The sequence below is a fragment of the Aeromicrobium panaciterrae genome (assembly GCF_031457275.1).
Taxonomy (GTDB): domain Bacteria; phylum Actinomycetota; class Actinomycetes; order Propionibacteriales; family Nocardioidaceae; genus Aeromicrobium; species Aeromicrobium panaciterrae_A.
This window is the reverse complement of record NZ_JAVDWH010000001.1, coordinates 636,607-656,790: the sequence shown is the minus strand read 5'-3', so window position 1 is coordinate 656,790 and position 20,184 is coordinate 636,607. Positions and strand designations below refer to the sequence as shown.

Below are 20,184 nucleotides of genomic sequence, written 5' to 3'. Positions count from 1 at the left end.
GAGCGTGGCATCCGCGCTCGGCTGGCAAGGCAGACGACTGAGGCGCAACGGGGTTGTGCGGCGAAGGAGGATAACGCCGTCAGACGGGATGCGGGGCCGCGCGAGCCGGCGGTGAATGGGGAGACACGCCCTGTGACAGGTCAGCGCGTGACCTTGCGCGCCTGGCGCTTCTTCTTCACCACACGCACGGTCTTGCGACTGCCCTTGTAGATCCGGATACCGAACCAGATCGAGAACCCGACCAAGGTCACCGTCGCGATGATCGGAATCAACCGACGAGCCCAGTCGTCGGACAGCCAGCGACCCGAGACGACGATGTAGGAGACGACCAAACCGGTCAAGTTGACGAGGTACTTCGACAGGTTCTTCACCGCCAGCGAGCGGAGCACACCCCAGGACACCTTCTTGGCGCTGCCCTGGGCCTTTTTGCGGAGGGCAGCGAGCGTCTGCTCCTCTTCCTTCTGTTCCTGCTTCTGCATCACCGAGCGGTACGCGATGATCCCGCGCTCGAGCTGGCGCGCCTTCCACGCAACCTCGGCATCATGCTTGGAGGCGTAGTGGAAGTCGTCGCCGCCGAACTTGCAGTTCAACGGATCCGGGCACTCGTTTGGGCGCCCGGTGTCCGGGTTGATGTGGAAGGTGCCGCTGTCTGTCACTGGTACGGGATCAGCTGAGCTCGCGCTTGAGGATCTTGCCGGTCGACGTCATGGGCAGCTCGTCGATGAAGACGACCTCGCGGGGGTATTTGTACGCCGCGAACTGCTCCTTGCCCCATGCCACCAGGTCAGCCTCGGACACATCGTCGTGGTCCTTGTTCTTGACGACGTACGCCTTGATCTCTTCGCCGTGCGAGTCGTGCGGGACACCAATGACGGCCACCAACGACACGGCCGGGTGCTCCATCAGGATCTCTTCGAGCTCTCGCGGGTAGACGTTGAATCCGCCACGAATGATCATGTCCTTCGAACGGTCGACGATGTAGTAGAAACCGTCCTCATCCTTCTTGGCGAGGTCGCCCGAGCGGAACCAGCCGTCCTTGATCGCTTCATCGGTCGCGTCGGGTCGGGCGTAGTAGCCCTTCATGATGTTGTGACCCTTGATCGCGATCTCGCCGACGGCGTCGGGGCCGTCCTCGACATCGGTCCAGTCGTCGTTGATCAGCTTCATCTCGACACCCGGGATCGGCAGACCGATCGAACCGACGCGCGGCTCCTGACCGAAACGCGAGAACGACGCCACCGGCGACGTCTCCGAAAGGCCGTAGCCCTCGAGGATCGTGACGCCGAAACGCTCCTGGAACTGCTTGTGGATGTCTACCGGCAATGCCGCGCCACCGGCAACGGCAACGCGGAGGTTCTCAGCCAACTGCTTCACGTCGACGCTCTCGTCGAGAGCGGCGAGCAGTCCCCAGTACATCGTCGGCACGCCAGCGAAGAACGACACCTTCTCCTTCAGCATCAGGCCAAGCGCGGCCTGAGCATCGAAACGCGGGAGCATGACGACCGTGCCGCCGTACGCGAAGCCGCCGTTCTGGATCACGGTCTGGCCGAATGAGTGGAACAGCGGCAGCACGCAGAGATAGGTGTCGGGGCTCGACGCATTGGCACCGAAGAGTTCGGCTCCCATCAGCGCGTTGTCGCGCATGTTGCGGTGGCGGAGCTCGGCGCCCTTGGGCTGACCCGTCGTACCGGATGTGTAGAGGATGACGGCGGTGTCGTCGTCATCCGTCTCGACGGTGTCGAAGGTCGGAGGCTGCTCAGCGACTAGCGGCGAGAAGAACTCCGGCGGGCTCAGCGGTGCCGGCTGTGCGGAGTCGAGCTTGATCAGGAAGAACTCGGTGCACGAGTCAGTCGCCTGAAAGCCCTCCCATGCTGCGTCGCCGATCGGCAGGTCAGGCGTGCCCTCGAACGCGAAGTAGGCCTTCGCGTTGCTGTCGTTCAGGTGGTACGCGACCTCGCGACCCTTGAGCAGGATGTTGAGCGGCACCACGGTCGCACCGGCCTTGAGGATGCCGTAGTAGATCGTGCTGAAGTACGGGAGGTTGGCGCACGAGAGTGCGACCTTGTCGCCGGGCTTGATCCCACGCGACACCAACAGGTTGGCGACCTGATTGGCGGCGCCGTTGACCTGCGCGTACGTCAGCCGGGTGTCACCGAACACGATCGCCGTGCGGTCGGGATATTCGGTGGCGGACTTCTCCAGAAGGGTGGCCAGGTTGCCCACGATGCGCTCCTCAGGTGTGACGGGGACTTCACCATAGCCGCCCGAACGCACCCCTGAGGAGGGCTATCGGGTCAGCAGCCGTCGCGCATCAGGCCCGGCGGGTTGCCGCGAGTGACCTCGATGAACGACACCGGTGTCGCGTCCGTGACTGCATCGGGCGCCGCGTTGAACAGGAACCCGATCCAGCTGTCGCCCTGGTTGATGATCATGCCGGTCTGGCCGTAGCCCATTTCTTCCGGCGCATGCTCGGGACCGAGTACGTCCTTGACCGCCTTGAAGGTGCTTCCGACCTGGAGCCCCGACAGCGTCGACGGACCCGGATTGCTCACACCGATCGACGAGACCTCACCATCATCCAGTGTGTAGATGTCGAGAGTTGCCTTGTAGGCGTCCTTCCACGCGAGCTTGTCGACCGTTCCGCAGGCAGTCCGCGGGACGTCTTGGTTGAGGTATCCCGTCGCGAACGCCTGGGCCTTGGTCATGCCGACCTTCACCGGGCCGACCTGGCCGGCCAGGATCTTCAGCGAGGTGAGGGGCAGCAGCGCAGCTGGCAGCGGCGCCGCGGTCGTCTTGACCGGTGCGGGCTTGGTCTTGGCCGGCTTCGGCTTGGTGGCAGTGGTGGACGGAGTCGCAGTCGGCGACGCTTTGGGGTCGTCAGAGTTCAGCTGATGAGCCACAACACCTGTGCCGACGCCACCGACCATGCTGGCCGCCAGAATTGCGGCCGCGACTTGCTGCTTCATGACAATCTCCTGCTTCTTGGTGCTCCCCATGGAGCGTTCGTCATGAACAGAGATGCACGTCGCAACTCAAAAGTTGTCGACATCGACCCCCAACTTTCCACGTACGAATCCTCTCGCAGTGTGGATGCGCGCCTTCACCGTGCCCAATGGCGACTGGGTCAGCTCGGCGATCTCGTCGTACGACATCGATCCGACGTCACGCAGTACGAAGGCCTCGGCGGTCTCGGGATGCGCCAGCTCGAGCGCCTCGATCGCGTCGAGCAAGTCGATGCGGCTGCCGGCGATCACGCTGGTGGTACGCGGATCTGGCGCGTTGGGGAGCTCGCTCACCGCCCGTTCGGCGAACCTGCGCTTGAGCGCCCGGTAGGTCTGGCGAGCAGAGTTGGAGGCAATCACCGTTACCCAACCCTCGAACGAGCCGCTGCCGTTGTAGTCCTTGAGATGCGTCGCGATGGACAGCAACGCGTCCTGTGCGGCTTCCTCAGCATCGAGCGTGTGAGGAAGGAGTCGAGCGCATCGGCTGACGACCCTCGGCCGTATCTGGGTGAGCAATTCCTCCATCGCCCAGGCGTCGCCTGAGCGCGCCAGTTCGATCAGCTGCTCGTCCTCCCGCATGCATCGACCATACTGAAGCCCTATGAAACAAATAGGGCGCTACCGCCTTGATGGGGTGCAAGGTTTCGGTGCCTTTGCCATGGTCTGGCGCGGCTTCGACCCGGAGCTCGAAATCCCGGTCGCGGTCAAGATCCTCGCCGAAAACTGGGCGCACCACGCTGACGTACGCGAACGATTCCTCTCGGAGGCTCGCTTGCTGCGCAAGATCGACAGCCCGCGCGTCATTCGGGTCTACGACATCGGCACTCATGAGGAGCGTCCCTACTTCGTCATGGACTTCATCGACGGCGGCACTGTCGCCGATCGAGTCAAGACCCCTGTGCCGACCGAACAGGCACTGAAACTGGCTGTCGATTCTGCGCGAGCCGTTCAAGTCCTTCACGACGCCGGCGTTCTTCACCGCGACATCAAGCCCACCAACCTGCTCGTCGGCGAAGGCGAGCGCGTGCTCGTAGCTGACCTCGGAAGTGCGAAACGGCTTGCCGAGGCGAGCGGAGTCACCGTCACGACCGGTACCCCGGCGTACATGGCGCCCGAGCAAGCTCGTGGCGAAGCCGTCGACGCGCGCTCTGACGTCTACGCGCTCGGCGCGGTCACGTACGAGCTGCTGTCCGGCAAGCAGCCGTTCAACGTCAGCGATCCTGGATCGCTGCTCAAGCGTACGCCCGATACGCGGCCTCCTCGGCTCGATGGCGCAGGCTCGCGCGCACTCGATCGCGTTCTCGCATCGGCTCTCGCCACCCGCCCTGCGGATCGGCCCGTGTCCGCCGCTGCCTTTGCCGATGCGCTGGAGCAGGTTGCGGCTGGTACGAAGGCCAAGGACGTCAAACGCCTCAGGCGTCAGATTTCGCCCGCAGTCCTGACCACGCTGGCGATGGTGATCTTCGGAGCCTCAGCAGCAGCGACCTGGTTCCTGCTGCGTTAGAAGGCAAGCCCGGTGAGCTGTTCGTACGCCTGGACGTAGCGCTCGCGAGTCTTGGCGACGATGTCGGCTGGCAGGTCCGGGGGCTGGGTGTTGCTGGCCTTGTCCCAGCCGCTCTCGGGTGACAGCAGCCAGTTGCGTACGAACTGCTTGTCGTATGACGGCTGCGTCCGACCCGGCTGCCACTCGTCGGCAGGCCAGAAGCGTGACGAGTCGGGGGTGAGGACCTCATCGGCGAGCACGATCGTGCCATCGGCCCGTGCCCCGAACTCCAGCTTGGTGTCGGCAAGGATGATCCCGCGCTCACGCGCGACTCCCTCGGCGCGCGAGTAGACCTGCAGGGTCAGATCACGCAGGGCGTTGGCGGTCTCGAGACCGATCGTGTCCACGACAGCCTCGAACGAGACGTTCTCATCGTGCTCGCCCATCTCGGCCTTGGTCGCCGGCGTGAAGATCGGCTCGGGCAAACGGTCACCATCGACCAGACCAGCGGGAAGCGGGACGCCGCACACTTCACCGGTCGCGTTGTAGTCGATGAGTCCGGAGCCGGTGAGGTAGCCGCGGACGACACATTCGACCGGGAACATGTCGAGCTTCTCGCAGATCACGGCACGTCCGCGTACGTTCTCCGGGACCTCGGTCGAGATCATGTGATTCGGAACGATGTCCTCGAGCTGGTCGAACCACCACAGCGACATACGCGTGAGCAGCTCACCTTTGTCGGGGATGCCGGGCTCGAGAACGAAGTCGAATGCCGAGATCCGGTCCGACGCCACCATCAGCAGATTGCCGTCGCCGGTGTCGTACAGATCGCGCACCTTGCCCGAGTGGATGTGGCGGGTTCCGGGGATCTCAATGGGCACGGGCTCAGCCTATCGGCGGCACTCGCAACGTGCGGAGGTGCTCAGTTGTTGAATTCGTTCCAGAAGTCGACGTGATAGAGCACGGACGCGATCACGACGACGACCGCCACGACCAAGCCGATGTAGCGGTGCCTCGGGTCAGGTTCGCTCACAGAATGGAGCCGGGCGCGTACGCAGCTGCCTCGGGATGGGCCGCAACCAGTTCTTCGATGCGCTGGGTGACTGCAGCAGTCTGACTGACGGCTGCGCCCGTGAAGTCGATCGGCGAGGCGACCAGCGACGCGAGGTCGGACTCCGACAGGCCAAGACGCTCATCAGCAGCCAGGCGCGCGAACAGATCGTTCTCTGCAGCACCCTTCTCACGCATTTCGAGGGCTACGGCGACCGCGTGCTGCTTGACGGCGTCGTAGGCAGACTCGCGACCGCGACCATTGCGTACGGCGGCCATGAGGACCTTGGTCGACGCGAGGAACGGCAGGTAGCGGTCGAGCTCACGCTGGATGACCGCAGGGAAGGTGCCGAACTCGTCGAGCACAGTCAGGAACGTCTCGAACAATCCGTCGGCGGCATAGAACGCGTCAGGCAGTGCGACCCGGCGTACGACTGAGCACGAAACGTCGCCTTCGTTCCACTGGTCGCCGGCGAGCTCGCCCACCATCGACGCATAGCCACGAAGGATCACGGCGAGGCCGTTGACGCGCTCACACGAGCGGGTGTTCATCTTGTGCGGCATGGCGCTCGAGCCGACCTGGCCGGGCTTGAAGCCCTCGGTCACGATCTCGTTGCCGGCCATCAACCTGATGGTGGTGGCGAGGTTGGAGGGAGCGGCGACCAGCTGGACCAGCGCGGTGACGACGTCGTAGTCGAGCGAGCGTGGGTAGACCTGGCCGACGCTGGTGAGGACCTTGTCGAAGCCGAGGTGACGGGCAACGCGCTGCTCCAGCTCTGCGAGCTTGGCTTCGTCACCGCCCAGCAGATCGAGCTGGTCCTGAGCCGTGCCGACTGGGCCTTTGATGCCGCGAAGCGGGTAGCGAGCGATCAGGTCATCGAGTCGCTCCATCGCGACGAGCAGCTCATCGGCGATCGTTGCGAAGCGCTTGCCAAGCGTTGTCGCCTGGGCTGCCACGTTGTGACTGCGGCCAGCCATCACCAGCTCAGCGTGCTCGGTGGCGAGGCGTCCGAGACGAGCCAACGTGGCAACGCCACGATCGCGTACGAGCTCGAGCGAGGCTCGGATCTGCAGCTGCTCGACGTTCTCAGTGAGATCGCGCGAGGTCATGCCCTTGTGGATGTGCTCGGTGCCCGCCAGCGCGGCGAACTCCTCGATGCGAGCCTTGACGTCGTGGCGGGTGACTTTTTCGCGGTCGGCGATCGACGCGAGGTTGACCTGGTCGATGACCGATTCGTACGCCTCGATGACGCCATCCGGGGTCTCAACGCCAAGATCCTTCTGAGCCGTCAGGACGGCGATCCACAGGCGACGCTCAAGGACGATCTTGTGTTCGGGTGACCAGATGCGCGCAAGCTCCGGCGATGCGTATCGGCTGGCCAGAACGTTGGGTGTGGTCACGCCTCTATTGTCCCATCCGCTGCTGCAAGGGCGATATCCGTACGGGCGTGGGCGCCGTCGAAGCTGATCTCGGCCACGCCGGCGTACGCACGCTCGCGCGCTTCGTTGAGGGTGCTGCCAGTTGCGGTGACCGACAGAACACGGCCGCCAGAGGTCACCAGCTCGCCACCGATCAGCGCGGTTCCTGCGTGAATCACATCGACACCGTCGATCGCGTCTGCCGCCTCAATACCGGTGATCTCGTCGCCGCTGCGGGGCGACTCGGGGTAGCCCTCGGCGGCCATCACGATCGTGACGGCTGATTCCTTGTGCCACTGCGGCATACCGACCTCGCCGAGCGTGCCGGTCGCAGCGCCGTTGAGCAGGGCGGACAACGGAGTCTTGAGGACAGCGAGCAACGCCTGGGTCTCCGGATCGCCGAACCGGGCGTTGAACTCGATGACGCGGGTGCCGCGGCTGGTCAGCGCGAGGCCTGCGTAGAGGAGCCCCTGGAAAGGCGTGCCTCGACGAGCCATCTCTTGAACCGTGGGCACCAGAACACGACGCGACACCTCGGCGACCAGATCGTCTGGCGCCCAGTCGAGCGGGGTGTAGGCGCCCATGCCGCCGGTGTTGGGTCCTTCGTCACCGTCGAGCGCGCGTTTGAAGTCCTGCGCGGCCTGAAGTGGGAGGACGGTTTCACCATCGGTGATGGCGAACAGGGAGACCTCGGGTCCGTCGAGGTACTCCTCGATCACGACTCGACCACATGCTGCTGCATGGTCGAGCGCGGCCTGACGGTCGTCGGTGACAACAACACCCTTGCCGGCCGCCAGCGCGTCGTCCTTGACGACATACGGCGGACCGAAAGCGTCGAGTGCGGCTGCGGCCTGTTCGGGGGTGTCGCACACGTGCGCCATCGCGGTCGGCACCTCGGCGGCAGCCATGACCTGCTTGGCGAATGCCTTGGAGCCTTCGAGCTGGGCAGCTGCGGCGCTTGGTCCGAAGCACGCGATGCCGACTGAACGTACGGCGTCCGCGACACCCGCGACGAGTGGCGCCTCAGGTCCGACGATCACGAGGTCGATGTCGAGCGACTGCGCGAGCGCCGCAACTGCGGCACCGTCGAGCTGGTCGACATCGTGCAGCGTCGCGAACGCGGCAATACCCGGATTGCCGGGAGCCGCGTGAACCTCGGTGACCTGTGGATCACGTGAGAGCGAAAGAGCGAGTGCGTGCTCGCGGCCGCCTGTGCCGATGACGAGTGTCTTCACGTGTCGACCCTATCGGCGCTCGTCAGAGGAGGTCGTGTCGCACGATCGTCTGCTCACGATCGGGTCCGACACCGATCGTCGAGATACGCGATCCCGACATACCTTCGAGGGCGAGCACGTATTCCTGCGCCGTCTTCGGAAGGTCTTCGAACGTGCGAGCTTCAGAGATGTCCTCGGTCCAACCGGGGTAGTACTCGTAGATCGGCTTGGCGTGGTGGAAGCCGGTCTGCGTCATCGGCATCTCGTCGACCCGCTCGCCATCCACGTCGTACGCGACGCACACCGGGATCTGGTCCCAGCCGGTCAGCACGTCGAGCTTGGTCAGCACAAAGTCGGTCACGCCGTTGATCCGCGCCGCATAGCGAGCGATCGGAGCGTCGTACCAACCACAGCGTCGCGGGCGACCTGTCGTGGTGCCGAACTCGGCGCCGTTCTTGCGCAGCTGCTCACCGTCGTCGTCGAACAGCTCGGTCGGGAAGGGCCCTTCGCCAACGCGGGTTGCGTACGCCTTGATGATGCCGATGACGCGAGTGATCTCCGTCGGCGCGATACCGGAGCCGGTGCACGCACCACCGGTCGTCGCGGACGAGGAGGTCACGAACGGGTAGGTGCCGTGGTCGACGTCGAGCAGCGTCGCCTGACCTGCTTCGAGCAGCACGGTCTTGCCCTCGGCCAGTGCCTGGTGCAGAACGAGGGCTGTGTCGGCGACCATCGGGCGGAGCCTGTCGACGTATGACAGCAACTCCTCGACGATCTCTTCGGCTTCAACAGCGCGACGGTTGTAGACCTTGGTGAGGATCTGGTTCTTGAGCTCGAGTGCGGCCTCGACCTTCTCGCGCAGGATCTTCTCGTCGAAGAGGTCCTGGATGCGGATGCCGAGTCGGTTCATCTTGTCGGCGTACGTGGGACCGATGCCGCGACCCGTCGTACCAATCTTGCGGCTGCCGAGGAAGCGCTCGTTGACCTTGTCGAGCGTCCGGTTGTAGTCGGCGATGACGTGGGCGTTGGAGCTGATGACCAGGCGCGAGGTGTCAATGCCGCGCTCCTCCAGGCCGTCGATCTCGTGGAACAGCACTTCGAGGTCGACGACAACGCCGTTGCCGATGACCGGAACGCACCCGGGGCTCAGGATGCCGCTGGGCAGCAGGTGGAGGGCGTACTTCTGATCGCCGATCACGACCGTGTGTCCGGCGTTGTTGCCACCGTTGAACTTCACGACGTAGTCGACGCGGCTACCGAGCAGGTCTGTCGCCTTGCCCTTGCCTTCGTCGCCCCACTGGGCCCCGACGATCACCACTGCAGGCATGGAATTGCACCACCCTCGACATGCGACAAGCCCCGGTCTCACGGGGCTCTTACTGGTGCAGTCTAGCGGTTGGGCGCCTTCACTGCGACTGGCGAGCGCGGTATGCCGCGACCGCTTCGCGGTTGCCGCAGGTCGTGCTGCAAAACCGCCGGGAACGGTTGCGCGAGAGGTCGAGGACCAGCGCTTCGCAGTCATCGGCCGCGCAGATTCCGAAGCGGGACAGCTCATCGGCACGGATCGCGTCGATCATCGCCATCGCCGTCTCGACCACCATTCGGGTGTGCAGCGGGCGATCGTCCTCGGTCGCGTGCAGGTGCCAGTCGACGGCGCCGTGCCGTACGAGCTGGGGAACCGCTTCGGCGTCGGCCAAGATGCGATTCACGATAGGTACGGCGTCGTCACGCGAGCTCGTCAGGAGCGCTCGCAACCCAGGACGCAGGGCTCGTACGGCCTCGAGCTCGCCGTCGTTGCCGAGCAACGTTCCGGTGTAGCCGTGCCTCACGAAGAAGTCCGCGAGATCGTCCGTGGTCGTCATGGTCTCGGGCGACTCAGCGGAGTTGACCAGTTCGACTGCTGCCACCAGTGCCGCTTCGGTGTCATGGGTGAACGCCATATTGACACCTTACATCCCTGAACCGTAATGTCATGTGCCATGACGTCGTTGACCCATGACATTGCTTCGGTGCCGGCTTCGCGTCTTCGCGCCGGGCTGACGCTTGCCGTCTTGTCTGCGATGTCCTTCGCCCTCTCGGGCCCATTTGCCAAAGCGCTGATCGAAGCAGGATGGACCGCTGGTTCGGCGGTGACCGCTCGAGTCCTGATCGCCGCTGCTGTTTTGGTGATCCCTGCCGCGATCTCGTTGCGAGGTCGGTGGAGTTTGCTGCGTCAGAACGCCGGGCTTCTCGTCGCGTACGGAGTGATCGCCGTTGCGGGTTGCCAACTCGCGTACTTCAACGCGGTTGACCGGATGGAAGTCGGCGTCGCGATCCTCATCGAGTTCACGTCACCGGTCGCCGTGATCGTCTGGCTGTGGCTGCGGCATTCCCAGCGACCCACCCGACTCACCGTCGTCGGTGCGCTCACGGCCTTGGGCGGGCTCGTGCTCGTCCTCGATCTGTTGTCCGGCGCTGACGTCGATGCGCTCGGCGTGACGTGGGCGCTGCTGGCCATGGCCGGAGCCGCGTTCTACTGGATCATCTCCGCGGACGAAGACAACGGACTGCCCGGAATCGTGTTGGCTGCGGGCGGCCTCGTCGTCGGCGGCGTCGTTCTACTTCTGGCCGGTGGCATCGGGATCGTCCCGCTCGGCACGTCCGATGCCGACGTGGTTCTCGCCGACACTCAATTGCCCTGGTGGCTTCCGGTGATCGGGCTCGGCGTGATCACCGCTGCCATCGCGTACGTGCTCGGCATCGCCGCGACTCGACGCCTCGGTTCGCGGCTCGCCGCATTCGTTGGCCTCGGCGAAGCTGTCGCCAGCGTCGTGTTTGCGTGGCTGCTGCTCGACGAATCGCCCCGCGCGATCCAGCTGCTCGGCGGCGCACTGATCCTCGCCGGAGTTGTCTTCGTCAAGCTCGGTGAACCGAAAGAGCAACCACTACCGCTCTAGGCTCGGGGTCTGATGCAGACTCTCCTCGCGATTGCGAACGCCTCCGCCGGCAGCTCCGACGACGAATCTGTCGAGGTCGCAGTCGCAAGCCTTCGCAAGACGTACGAGGTCGAGCTCGTGACGACGTCGACGCCTGAGGAGCTGGACGACGCGCTTGCCGCGCATCCCGACCTCCACGGAGTCGTCGTGCTTGGCGGCGATGGCAGCCTGCACGCCGTCATCGCGGCACTTCGTACCGCTGGTCGCCTGAGCTCGGTGATCGTGGGCTTGATCCCGCTCGGCACAGGCAACGACTTCGCCGCGACCCTCGGGTTGCCTGATGAACCGGACCTCGCGGCAGAAGTCATCGTCGCCAACCACATCGAGACGATCGACCTGATCATCGACGGCAACGACGAGGTTGTCGTGAACGTCGCGCATATCGGAGTAGGTGCCGAAGCCGCGATCGTGGCCCGGCCGATCAAGAAGTTCCTCGGGCCAGTCGGTTATGCGGTCGGGGCCGCGATCGCGAGCGTCAAGGGCCTGGCGACTCCAGGTGCCGATCTCGCCATCACGATCGATGGCGACGCAGCCTTCCCGCGCGGCCGAGTCATCCAGCTTGCCGTCGGCAACGGCCGATTCGTCGGCGGCGGCGCCGCTCTGCTGCCCGAAGCCGATCCGTCCGATGGTCTGATCGACCTGATGGTCACGTACGCCGGGCGTCGCCATCGCCGCATCGCGTACGCGTGGAAGCTGCGTACTGGCGATCAGCACGAGCACGACGACGTCATCTATCGCCAGGGGACCTCGGTAACCGTCGTCGGCGATCCACTCCCCTGCACCAGCGACGGCGAACTCACCGAGCCAGCCGCCGAACACTCATGGCGCATCGAACCGGGCGCCATCCGGATGTGGCGCTAGGCCTTCGGAGCGACGAGCTCTTCGTACGCTTCTTTGCTCGACTCGTGAAGGAACTCGCGGCACCGCTGCGCCTCGCCGGCATCGCCGAAACGCTCAGACGCATCCGCCAGCGCGGCGAGCGAGCGCAGGAATGGACGGTTGGGAAGGTGTGCCCAGGGAAGCGGGCCGTGACCCTTCCAGCCATTGCGGCGGAGAAGGTCGAGCGAACGGTGGTAGCCGGTACGCGCAAAGGCGTAGCCCTCGAGGTCGAGGCCTTCGGCCAGCGCCAGCTCGGCCAGCGTGATCCACGCGTCTGCCGACTCAGGGTGCAGAGCAGCCACGTTCTTGGGGTTGTCGCCAGCAGCCAGAGAGGCAGCGCCGGGGTCTTCGGGCAACAAGGTCTCGGGCGGTTCACCGAAGAGGTTCGTCATGTCGGCAGACTAGCCAGTTCCCCCTGAGCCGGTTCAGCGTGGCCACGAGTTGTCAGCGAGCAGCTCGTCCAGCGGGCGTACGGATGTCCATTTCTCCTGCTCGAGCATCGGCCGGGGATAGAACTCCTCGACCGGGCCGAGGCACAGGATCGCGACGGGTTCGGCGCCCTCGGGTGCACCGATCAGCTCGGCCACGACCTCCGGGACGAACATCGACACCCACCCCATACCGATGCCTTCGGCGCGAGCCGCAAGCCAGAGGTTCTGGATCGCGCAGGACACCGACGCGAGATCCATGTGCGGCATCGTTCGCCGCCCGAAAATGTGCCGCTCGCGATCGTCGCCGAGAGCCACGACCAGCACCTCCGCGCAGTCGAGGATGCCCTGGACCTTGAGCCGCATGAACTCGTCCGCACGCTCCCCCATCGCGTCGGCGGTACGCCCACGCTCGACCTCGACGTGGTCGTGGAGGGCATGCCGCAGTGCGAGATCGGTGACGCGGACGATGCGCCACGGCTGCATCAGGCCTACGCTCGGCGCTTGGTGGGCAGCCGACAGCAGGCGGGCGAGCACGTCCTCGTCGACCGCACCGCCGGCAAAGTGCCTCATGTCGCGGCGCTCTGCGATGACTCGGTAGACCGCCTCCCGGTCCGCGTTGTCGTACGCGTGCTCGGTCAGAGCTTGGTGCCAGCCGAACGCAGGTTCTCGCAGGCTTCAGCAACACGCGCTGCCATGCCAGCCTCGGCAGCCTTGCCCCAGGCACGCGGGTCGTAGACCTTCTTGTTACCGATCTCACCGTCGACCTTGAGAACACCGTCATAGTTGGCGAACATGTGCGCGGCAACCGGGCGGGTGAAGGCGTACTGGGTGTCGGTGTCGACGTTCATCTTGATGACGCCGTAGTCAACGGAGGCCGAGATCTCCTCAGGCGTTGAACCCGAGCCGCCGTGGAACACGAGGTCGAAGGGCTTGTCGACGCCGTACTTCTTGCCGACGACCTCTTGGGCAGCCTTCAGAATCTCCGGACGCAGCTTGACGTTGCCCGGCTTGTAGGAGCCGTGCACGTTGCCGAACGTCAGGGCCGTCATGTAGCGGCCGTTCTCGCCAACACCCAGAGCCGCTGCAGTCGCGAGTGCGTCCTCGGGAGTTGTGTAGAGCGTCTCGTCGATCGCGCCTGTGACACCGTCTTCTTCGCCACCCACGGCGCCGATCTCTACCTCGAGGATGACGTTGGCCGCCTTCGCCTTCGCGAGAAGCTCAACCGCGATCTGCAGGTTCTCGTCCATCTCGATCGCCGAGCCGTCCCACATGTGCGACTGGAAGTAGGGCAGTCCGCCGGACTTCACGCGCTCGGTCGAGAGCTCGAGCAGCGGACGTACGAATCCGTCGAGCTTGTCCTTGGGGCAGTGGTCGGTGTGAAGAGCCACGTTGATGGGGTAGCTCGCGGCGACCTCTTCAGCGAACTTCGCGAAGGCGATCGAACCGGTGACCATGTTCTTGATCGTCGGGCCGGAGATGTACTCGGCGCCACCGGTCGAGACCTGGACGATGCCGTCGCTGCCAGCCTCGGCGAAGCCCTGGAGTGCTGCGTGCAGCGTCTGCGAGGAAGAGACGTTGATGGCGGGATACGCGAACGACTCGCGCTTGGCCTTGTCGAGCATCTCGGCGTAGATCTCGGGGGTCGCGACGGGCATTCGTACTCCTGTGGTGGCGTTGGAGACTTCAGTATCCCAGTTGCTTTTCCTACCAGCGAGTCACCTAGGAAGTCAGGCGCTTCTCGAACCAGAAGTCTGCGTAAGGGTTGTCGTTGTAGCGCTCAATGTCGGCGTAGCCAGCCGCCCGGTACATCTCGATCGCATTGGTCAGCGCCCGGTTGGTGTCGAGTCGTACGACGTCGTGCCCGAGCTCGACTGCGAGCTCTTCGAGACGCCGCCGTATCCGACCTGCCAGTCCACGACCGCGTGCGTCCTTGGCGACCCACATCCGTTTGATCTCAGCGACGCCTTCGCCGATGGTCGTCAATCCACCGCAGCCGACGACCTTGCCGTCGAGGATCGCAACGAGGAACACACCATGATCTCCGCCGAACTTTTCCTCATCGCCAGCGGCTTCGGACGGGTCGAAGCCCTCTTCGAACCGTTGGTCGAGCTCGAGAAGGTACGCAGCGACGGCTTCCCTGGCCTCAGCAGACCCCGGGTCGACAAGATCGAGCGACACAGCGTCAGACATGAGCCCGAATCCAGGCGTGCATCGCGATCGCGGCCGCTGCGCCAGCGTTGATCGAGCGGGTCGAACCGAACTGCGCGATCGACAACGTACGTTCGCAGGCCTTGCGAGCCTCGTCGCTGAGCCCCGGGCCCTCCTGTCCAAACACCAGGACGCATTCGCGCGGGAGGTTCGCGGTCTCGATCGGTTCTGAGTCGTCGACGTTGTCGATGCCGATCACGGCGAGACCGGCTTCGCTCGCCCAAGCGCTGAAGTCGTCGACGGTGTCGTGATAGCGCACGTGCTGGTAGCGGTCCGTCACCATCGCGCCGCGACGGTTCCAGCGCCGCTTGCCGATGATGTGCACTTCGGCGGCAGCGAACGCGTTGGCCGTACGCACAATCGATCCAATGTTGAAGTCGTGCTGCCAGTTCTCGATCGCGACGTGGAACGGATGGCGACGCAGGTCGAGGTCGGCGACGATCGACTCGAGCGACCAGTAGCGGTAGCGGTCGATGACGTTGCGGCGGTCACCGTCGCGCAGCAGCTCAGCATCGAAGTGATCGCCGACCGGCCACTCGCCCTCCCACGGTCCAACGCCAGGCAGGTCGGGCTCTGTCACGCGACGCCGTACTCGTCGCGGTAGGCGCGCACAGCGTCGAGGTGCTCGCTGTGTCGGCCGGTCTCCTCGACATACTCGATGATCTGGCCCAGCGTGACGATCGCGGTGACCGCAACGCCGAAGTCTCGCTCGACCTCTTGGATCGCCGACAGCTCGCCCTTGCCGCGCTCCTGTCGATCGACGGCGACGATGATGCCCGCGACCTGCGCGCCGGCGGTGTCGACCAGCTCCATGACTTCGCGGATCGCCGTACCGGCGGTGATGACGTCATCGACGACGAGCACCCGGCCCTCGAGCGGCGAACCGACGACGAGACCGCCCTCGCCGTGATCCTTGGCTTCCTTGCGGTTGAAGCACCACGGCACATCGCGGCCGTGCTGCACCGCGAGTTGTACGGCGGCGGCCGACGCGATGGGGATGCCTTTGTATGCCGGCCCGAGCAGCACGTCGAACTCGACGCCGCTGTCGACGATCGCTGCCGCATAGAAGCGGCCCAGCTCCGCAAGTCGCTCGCCGGTGTTGAACAGCCCGGCGTTGAAGAAGTACGGCGACGTACGCCCCGACTTCAGGGTGAACTCGCCGAACCTGAGTACCTCATGGTCGAGGGCGAACTCGATGAACTCGCGCTGGTAGTCGTGCATCCTCTTACTCGGTCGCCGGCGCCGGAGCCGCGTTGTCTTTGTGGACCGTCTTGATCAGGTCTCCGATGACCACATTGCGGTTGCGCGTGTGGAACAGCTCCGAGCAGGTCAGCATCGTGATGACGGCCTTGGTCGGCCTCTCACCTGCCGCACCCGGTGCAGGCACGCGCTGCAGCGGCCAACCCTCGGTGAAGTCGACCGTGATGCTCTTGCCGCCGTTGCGAAGTTTGTAGGTGAAGATGTCGGTGCGCGTCTCGACATACACGAGGTCACCCTTCTTGAGCTTGGGGAACTTCGAGAACACCTCGCCGTGCGTCACCCGGTGGCCGGCAATGGCGAAGTTGCCGATCTGGCCCGGCCGGGCGCTCTTGGTGTCCCAACCAACGCCGCGCGCCAGGTCGTCGTCGCCGAATCCCTTGACGATCGGCTTCTCGTACGTGTCGCCGAACCGTGGGACACGCAGCAGCCCGATGGCGTCGCTGTCGAGGCCCTTGCCCCAGTCTTCGGCAATCTGTTGTTTGACTTCCTCCTGCTTGTGCTTCGACACGATGTTGGTGCCGTAGTACTGCCACGCGATGTACGCCAGCATGCTCAGGCCGGCGAGAATCAGCAGAATTCCGACTGCCCGAGCAATCTTTTGCCCGGGGGTTCGTTCCGGGCTCTTCGGGGTCACAGTCGTTGTCATGGGTGCAATTCTCGCATCTTGATTCTGGGCTAGTTAATTTCCCCAAAACCTCAGACGCGTTCGCAGCGTTCGCGTAGCATTTGTTCAGCAGGGTCAATGCGCTTGTGGCCGTTGGCGCCTGTTGTCGCCCCACCGTTTCACCCCCCGAGAACGGTGGGGCGACTTTATGCGGTTTTACAGGCAATTTCGCCAGTCTTAGACCGCTTCGACGGAATCTGGATCGGCTGTCCGGAAACTCCTCGCGGTCAGCAGCACAATCGGGATGAGAACGAGCGGAATCACGAACGCCCAACGCAGGTGATCGGCCGTTGCGGCAGCACCGATCAGGCCCCCTCCAAGGATGGCTCCGAGGTAGTTGGCGATGTTCATTCGGGCGATCGCGACATCGAGTGCGGTGGCCGGTACGGCACCCGCAAGTGCGGCAAATGCCAGAGGCGCCAAGATCGCGAGACCGAGGCCCGCGATGAAGAATCCGGCGATCGCCATGGCCGGCGCAGCCGCCGACACAACGGTGACCAATCCAACGATTCCCACCGTCGTACCGATCGCCACAACCGACGGAGCGCCGATGCGACGTACGAGGAAGTCACCACCGAAACGTGAGAACAGTGCGCCCGCTTGATAGGCGCCGTACGCGAGCGGAGCCACAGTCTTCGACGCGTCGAGCGCGTCCTCGAGGTACACGCTGCTCCAGGTGAGGATGCCGGTGTCGGCCGCATAGAAGAGGAGTACGACGAGCCCGAAGATCAGGATCGGACGCCACGGCAGGTCGAGTCCCTTGGCCGAGAGTCCGGCCTCATGCTCCTGAGCTTCGATGAACGCAGGCGATGCCCAGACCACGACTAGCCAGACCACGACGGCCACGATCACCAGCGAGATCGCGAGCGGCACGTCAATCTCGGCGACGCCCGATGCGTACAGCGCACCCGTGATACCTCCGACCGACCACATGCCGTGGAAGTTGGCCATGATGCTGCGGCCGTACGCCTTCTGCACGCGTACGCCCTGCATGTTCATTCCAGCGTCGACTCCACCAACACCGAGTCCGTAGATCACGAAGGCGGCGAGCAACAGTCCGAGGTTCGGGGCCAGGCCGACCAGCAGCGCTCCGAGGCCGATGGTGGCGAGGGCCAGCTTGAAGGCGACAGCGCTCGTACGGCGCTCGGCGATCATGCCGGCGATGACCGAACCCACCCCTGACACGACCGCGACCAGCACGAGGATGCCGGTCAGCGCTCCGTCGTCGATGCCGAACTTGTCTTTGATGCGCGGGGTCTGGGTCACGATCGCGGCGAACACCAAGCCCTGCAAGAAGAAGCCCGCAGCGACGGCAACGCGCGTACGTGTCAGTGGTTGAGTCACCGCGTCATCGTAGGTGCTGGCGGGTCTAGTGTCGGGAGCCATGAAGACCTCGAGCGCCCGCATCGCCGGGCTCGGCACCACGATCTTTGCCGAGATGAGCGCGCTCGCCGTTCGCACCGGTTCGATCAACCTCGGCCAAGGATTCCCGGACACCGACGGTCCGGCGTCGATCATCGATGCTGCGGCCGATGCGATGCGATCTGGTCGCAATCAGTACGCGCCAGGCATCGGCGTGCCCGAGCTGCGTCTCGCCATTGCCGCTCATCAGCAGCGGTTCTATGGGCTGACGATCGATCCAGACACTGAGGTCGGTGTGACGACTGGCGCAACCGAAGCCATCGCCTCAGCGATCCTCGGACTCGTCGATCCAGGCGACGAGGTCATCGTCCTCGAGCCCTACTACGACTCGTACGTTGCGGTGATCCAGATGGCCGGTGGCGTACGGAAGCCCGTGACGCTGCGGGCACCTGACTTCCGCTTGCCGATCGATGAGCTGCGAGCGGCGGTGTCCACTCGTACGACGGCGATCCTGCTCAATACTCCGCACAATCCGACCGGCACTGTGCTGACACGCGAAGAACTCGAGGCCGTTGCTGCGGTCGCGCAAGAGCACGACCTCGTGGTGATCAGTGACGAGGTCTACGAGCACCTGACGTTTGGTGTCCCCCACATTCCGATCGCCACTCTGCCGGGCATGCGCGAACGAACTCTGACTATCTCGAGCGGCGGCAAGAGCTTCTCGCTCACCGGCTGGAAAATCGGCTGGGCTACCGGTCCGTCCTCGCTCGTCTCGGCGACGATCGGCGTGAAGCAGTTCCTGACATACACGTCCGGCTCTGCGTTGCAGCCCGCAATCGCCGAGGCACTCCGGTTCGATGACGCGTACTTCTCGTCGTTCGTCACGCAGATGCAGAAGCAGCGCGATCTGCTCTGCACTGGCCTCGCCGATCTCGGGTTCGAGGTCTTCGTTCCCGAGGGCACATACTTCGCGACGACCGACATCCGTCCACTCGGCTTCACCGACGGCATGGAGTTCTGTCGCGCCCTGCCCGAGGTCGCCGGCGTAGTCGCGATCCCTCACCAGGTGTTCTACGACGACGCCGAAGCGGGAGCACCGCTCGTACGGTGGGCCTTCTGCAAGAAGCCCGAGGTCATCGCCGAGGCGCTCGAGCGACTCAAGGGACTACTCTGACCTCGAGGGACGAACGGCTGAGCATGTTGTGCTCGCGACCTGTTCAGCGAGAGAGTGCTCGATGCGGCTGGAACCCCCTTGACCAGCTCGAGAGGGCTGGATCATGTTCAAGCAGGAATCGCTCGAGCGAATCGAGCGAGAAGTCCTCACGATCGTCGCTCGCGTTCGCCGTATGACTCTCGAAAGCGCGCATCGCATCGACCCGCAGCTCTCGGTCCCCGCCTATTCGGTGTTGTTCCTCATCTGGCAGTGCGGCAGCATGCGTGCGCAGGCCGTCTCCACCATCACGGGCGCCGACAAGGGGACCGTCAGTCGTCAGATTGCTCACCTGGAGAGCCTCGGCCTCGTCTCCCGAAGACCTGATGCTTCCGACGGTCGGGCGCAGATCCTGCGCCTCACAGCGGAGGGCAAGGCCCGAGTGGACGCCCTAGTGCAGGATCGCCGATCCGACTTCACCGAACGGCTTGCCGACTGGTCCCCCAAGGATCTCGAGGTATTCGTCGGCTACCTCAATCAATTCAACGCTTCGCTTGACGCGTGACCCGGTAGGCCGGGGCTCGGGATGGGCTTCCCGTCGCTCCCTTGCGGAGCATCGGCAGGACGCGTGGCTTCACCAATTCCGACAGGACGATGACGCTGGTCGATCGGACGACCGTCCCGGACTGGCTGATGTGCAGCAGGACTGCCTGGAGATCTTCATGCGAAGTGGCGGCGATCTTGCAGACGACATCGGCAGTGCCACTGGTGACGTACGCATCGAGGACGTTGGGCAACGACTCGAGCTCCTCGGTGACAGCATCGAGTGAGCCCTGCGCGATCTCAAGAGTCACGAACGCGACGACGGGATGGCCGGCGGCAATCAGATCGATGTCCGGGCCATAGCCGGTGATGATCCCGGCGGCCTCCATCTTGGAGAGCCGTGACTGGACGGTGGCTCGTGCGACCCGGGCGATCCGGGAGAGCTCGAGATCTCCAACACGAGGGTTCTCACGCATGGCTTCGACAAGCGCTACATCGAGTTGATCCACGTTGCTAACTCCTAGTCAGATTGCCTACTTACTGA

The 20,184-nt window shown here is 64.5% G+C and carries 22 protein-coding genes and 1 pseudogene; 5 read left to right on the top strand and 18 right to left on the bottom strand.

The features are described 5' to 3' along the window. Positions 1-140: 140 nt before the first annotated feature. The 4 genes from J2X11_RS03255 to J2X11_RS03240 all read right to left on the bottom strand — a co-directional run bounded on the left by J2X11_RS03255 (position 141) and on the right by J2X11_RS03240 (position 3,581). Positions 141-656, bottom strand: a complete 516-nt coding sequence (locus J2X11_RS03255) for a hypothetical protein (protein ID WP_309966728.1) — start codon at positions 654-656, stop codon at positions 141-143. A gap of 10 nt (positions 657-666) precedes the next feature. Continuing rightward, the gene (locus J2X11_RS03250; RefSeq protein WP_309966726.1) at positions 667-2,223 is read right to left on the bottom strand and encodes a long-chain-fatty-acid--CoA ligase; all 1,557 of its coding nucleotides are present in this window, start codon (positions 2,221-2,223) and stop codon (positions 667-669) included. Between the two features lie 71 nt (positions 2,224-2,294). Beyond that, a complete protein-coding gene (locus tag J2X11_RS03245) occupies positions 2,295-2,966 on the bottom strand; it encodes a hypothetical protein (protein ID WP_309966725.1) in 672 nt (223 codons plus the stop codon). 66 nt (positions 2,967-3,032) lie between these two features. Then, positions 3,033-3,581, bottom strand: a complete 549-nt coding sequence (locus J2X11_RS03240; protein ID WP_309966723.1) for an RNA polymerase sigma factor — start codon at positions 3,579-3,581, stop codon at positions 3,033-3,035. A 22-nt stretch (positions 3,582-3,603) separates the two neighbouring features. Between J2X11_RS03240 and J2X11_RS03235 the strand changes: the two genes are divergently transcribed. Then, positions 3,604-4,506 carry a serine/threonine-protein kinase gene (locus tag J2X11_RS03235; protein ID WP_309966721.1) on the top strand — a complete coding sequence of 301 codons (903 nt, stop codon included), beginning with the start codon at positions 3,604-3,606 and terminating at the stop codon, positions 4,504-4,506. Here J2X11_RS03235 and J2X11_RS03230 read toward each other — a convergent pair. The 5 genes from J2X11_RS03230 to J2X11_RS03210 form a co-directional block, all read right to left on the bottom strand. After that, positions 4,503-5,366, bottom strand: coding sequence for a phosphoribosylaminoimidazolesuccinocarboxamide synthase (locus J2X11_RS03230; protein ID WP_309966719.1), 864 nt, complete (start codon positions 5,364-5,366; stop codon positions 4,503-4,505). The genes J2X11_RS03235 and J2X11_RS03230 overlap by 4 nt on opposite strands. Positions 5,367-5,514: 148 nt before the next feature. Beyond that, a complete protein-coding gene (gene purB / locus J2X11_RS03225; RefSeq protein WP_309966717.1) occupies positions 5,515-6,936 on the bottom strand; it encodes an adenylosuccinate lyase in 1,422 nt (473 codons plus the stop codon). After that, complete coding sequence (gene purD, locus J2X11_RS03220; protein ID WP_309966715.1) at positions 6,933-8,189, bottom strand: phosphoribosylamine--glycine ligase; 1,257 nt, start codon at positions 8,187-8,189, stop codon at positions 6,933-6,935. The genes purB and purD overlap by 4 nt, the downstream gene beginning before the upstream one ends. 22 nt (positions 8,190-8,211) lie before the next feature. Then, a complete protein-coding gene (locus tag J2X11_RS03215) occupies positions 8,212-9,495 on the bottom strand; it encodes an adenylosuccinate synthase (RefSeq protein WP_309966712.1) in 1,284 nt (427 codons plus the stop codon). Between the two features lie 79 nt (positions 9,496-9,574). After that, positions 9,575-10,108: a CGNR zinc finger domain-containing protein gene (locus J2X11_RS03210; protein WP_309966710.1), complete on the bottom strand. Its 534-nt coding sequence runs from the start codon at positions 10,106-10,108 to the stop codon at positions 9,575-9,577. A 39-nt stretch (positions 10,109-10,147) separates the two neighbouring features. Here J2X11_RS03210 and J2X11_RS03205 point away from each other — a divergent pair, with 39 nt between their 5' ends. After that, positions 10,148-11,104, top strand: coding sequence for an EamA family transporter (locus tag J2X11_RS03205; protein ID WP_309966708.1), 957 nt, complete (start codon positions 10,148-10,150; stop codon positions 11,102-11,104). 12 nt (positions 11,105-11,116) lie between these two features. Further along, positions 11,117-12,004: a diacylglycerol/lipid kinase family protein gene (locus J2X11_RS03200; RefSeq protein ID WP_309966706.1), complete on the top strand. Its 888-nt coding sequence runs from the start codon at positions 11,117-11,119 to the stop codon at positions 12,002-12,004. On the opposite strand, the gene J2X11_RS03195 is transcribed toward J2X11_RS03200, so the two are convergent. The 8 genes and pseudogenes from J2X11_RS03195 to J2X11_RS03160 form a co-directional block, all read right to left on the bottom strand. Then, positions 12,001-12,414, bottom strand: a complete 414-nt coding sequence (locus tag J2X11_RS03195; protein WP_309966704.1) for a DUF3151 domain-containing protein — start codon at positions 12,412-12,414, stop codon at positions 12,001-12,003. The genes J2X11_RS03200 and J2X11_RS03195 overlap by 4 nt on opposite strands. A gap of 33 nt (positions 12,415-12,447) precedes the next feature. Continuing rightward, a complete protein-coding gene (bluB, locus tag J2X11_RS03190) occupies positions 12,448-13,092 on the bottom strand; it encodes a 5,6-dimethylbenzimidazole synthase (RefSeq protein WP_309972277.1) in 645 nt (214 codons plus the stop codon). Further along, positions 13,089-14,111: pseudogene (fbaA, locus tag J2X11_RS03185) on the bottom strand (class II fructose-bisphosphate aldolase); the annotation flags it as partial. The gene bluB and the pseudogene fbaA, both read right to left, overlap by 4 nt. A gap of 61 nt (positions 14,112-14,172) precedes the next feature. Then, a complete protein-coding gene (locus J2X11_RS03180; RefSeq protein WP_309966702.1) occupies positions 14,173-14,643 on the bottom strand; it encodes a GNAT family N-acetyltransferase in 471 nt (156 codons plus the stop codon). Beyond that, a complete protein-coding gene (locus J2X11_RS03175) occupies positions 14,636-15,241 on the bottom strand; it encodes a TrmH family RNA methyltransferase (protein WP_309966699.1) in 606 nt (201 codons plus the stop codon). The genes J2X11_RS03180 and J2X11_RS03175 overlap by 8 nt, the downstream gene beginning before the upstream one ends. Next, entirely contained in the window at positions 15,238-15,882 is a 645-nt protein-coding gene (pyrE, locus tag J2X11_RS03170) for an orotate phosphoribosyltransferase (RefSeq protein ID WP_309966696.1), read from the bottom strand. Before pyrE ends, J2X11_RS03175 begins: the two co-directional genes overlap by 4 nt. 4 nt (positions 15,883-15,886) lie before the next feature. After that, on the bottom strand, positions 15,887-16,567 hold the full coding sequence (locus tag J2X11_RS03165; RefSeq protein WP_309966694.1) for a class E sortase: 681 nt from the start codon (positions 16,565-16,567) through the stop codon (positions 15,887-15,889). 195 nt (positions 16,568-16,762) lie between these two features. Further along, positions 16,763-17,929: an MFS transporter gene (locus tag J2X11_RS03160; RefSeq protein ID WP_309966692.1), complete on the bottom strand. Its 1,167-nt coding sequence runs from the start codon at positions 17,927-17,929 to the stop codon at positions 16,763-16,765. A gap of 40 nt (positions 17,930-17,969) precedes the next feature. Here J2X11_RS03160 and J2X11_RS03155 point away from each other — a divergent pair, with 40 nt between their 5' ends. After that, positions 17,970-19,121 carry a pyridoxal phosphate-dependent aminotransferase gene (locus J2X11_RS03155; protein ID WP_309966690.1) on the top strand — a complete coding sequence of 384 codons (1,152 nt, stop codon included), beginning with the start codon at positions 17,970-17,972 and terminating at the stop codon, positions 19,119-19,121. Positions 19,122-19,224: 103 nt separating this feature from the next. Beyond that, the gene (locus J2X11_RS03150; RefSeq protein ID WP_309966688.1) at positions 19,225-19,662 is read left to right on the top strand and encodes a MarR family winged helix-turn-helix transcriptional regulator; all 438 of its coding nucleotides are present in this window, start codon (positions 19,225-19,227) and stop codon (positions 19,660-19,662) included. Here the strand turns inward: J2X11_RS03150 and J2X11_RS03145 are convergent. After that, positions 19,640-20,149, bottom strand: a complete 510-nt coding sequence (locus J2X11_RS03145) for an Lrp/AsnC family transcriptional regulator (RefSeq protein ID WP_309966686.1) — start codon at positions 20,147-20,149, stop codon at positions 19,640-19,642. The two genes, J2X11_RS03150 and J2X11_RS03145, sit on opposite strands and share 23 nt — an antisense overlap. Positions 20,150-20,184: the final 35 nt, after the last annotated feature.

Bases quoted from the DNA above. Each gene is read 5' to 3' on its own strand.
- J2X11_RS03245 (WP_309966725.1), bottom strand. From the start codon at position 2,966: ATGAAGCAGCAAGTCGCGGCCGCAATTCTGGCGGCCAGCATGGTCGGT.
- J2X11_RS03240 (WP_309966723.1), bottom strand. From the start codon at position 3,581: ATGCGGGAGGACGAGCAGCTGATCGAACTGGCGCGCTCAGGCGACGCC.
- J2X11_RS03235 (WP_309966721.1), top strand. From the start codon at position 3,604: ATGAAACAAATAGGGCGCTACCGCCTTGATGGGGTGCAAGGTTTCGGT.
- J2X11_RS03215 (WP_309966712.1), bottom strand. From the start codon at position 9,495: ATGCCTGCAGTGGTGATCGTCGGGGCCCAGTGGGGCGACGAAGGCAAG.
- J2X11_RS03210 (WP_309966710.1), bottom strand. From the start codon at position 10,108: ATGGCGTTCACCCATGACACCGAAGCGGCACTGGTGGCAGCAGTCGAA.
- J2X11_RS03205 (WP_309966708.1), top strand. From the start codon at position 10,148: ATGACGTCGTTGACCCATGACATTGCTTCGGTGCCGGCTTCGCGTCTT.
- J2X11_RS03200 (WP_309966706.1), top strand. From the start codon at position 11,117: ATGCAGACTCTCCTCGCGATTGCGAACGCCTCCGCCGGCAGCTCCGAC.
- J2X11_RS03195 (WP_309966704.1), bottom strand. From the start codon at position 12,414: ATGACGAACCTCTTCGGTGAACCGCCCGAGACCTTGTTGCCCGAAGAC.
- J2X11_RS03180 (WP_309966702.1), bottom strand. From the start codon at position 14,643: ATGTCTGACGCTGTGTCGCTCGATCTTGTCGACCCGGGGTCTGCTGAG.
- pyrE (WP_309966696.1), bottom strand. From the start codon at position 15,882: ATGCACGACTACCAGCGCGAGTTCATCGAGTTCGCCCTCGACCATGAG.
- J2X11_RS03165 (WP_309966694.1), bottom strand. From the start codon at position 16,567: ATGACAACGACTGTGACCCCGAAGAGCCCGGAACGAACCCCCGGGCAA.
- J2X11_RS03155 (WP_309966690.1), top strand. From the start codon at position 17,970: ATGAAGACCTCGAGCGCCCGCATCGCCGGGCTCGGCACCACGATCTTT.
- J2X11_RS03150 (WP_309966688.1), top strand. From the start codon at position 19,225: ATGTTCAAGCAGGAATCGCTCGAGCGAATCGAGCGAGAAGTCCTCACG.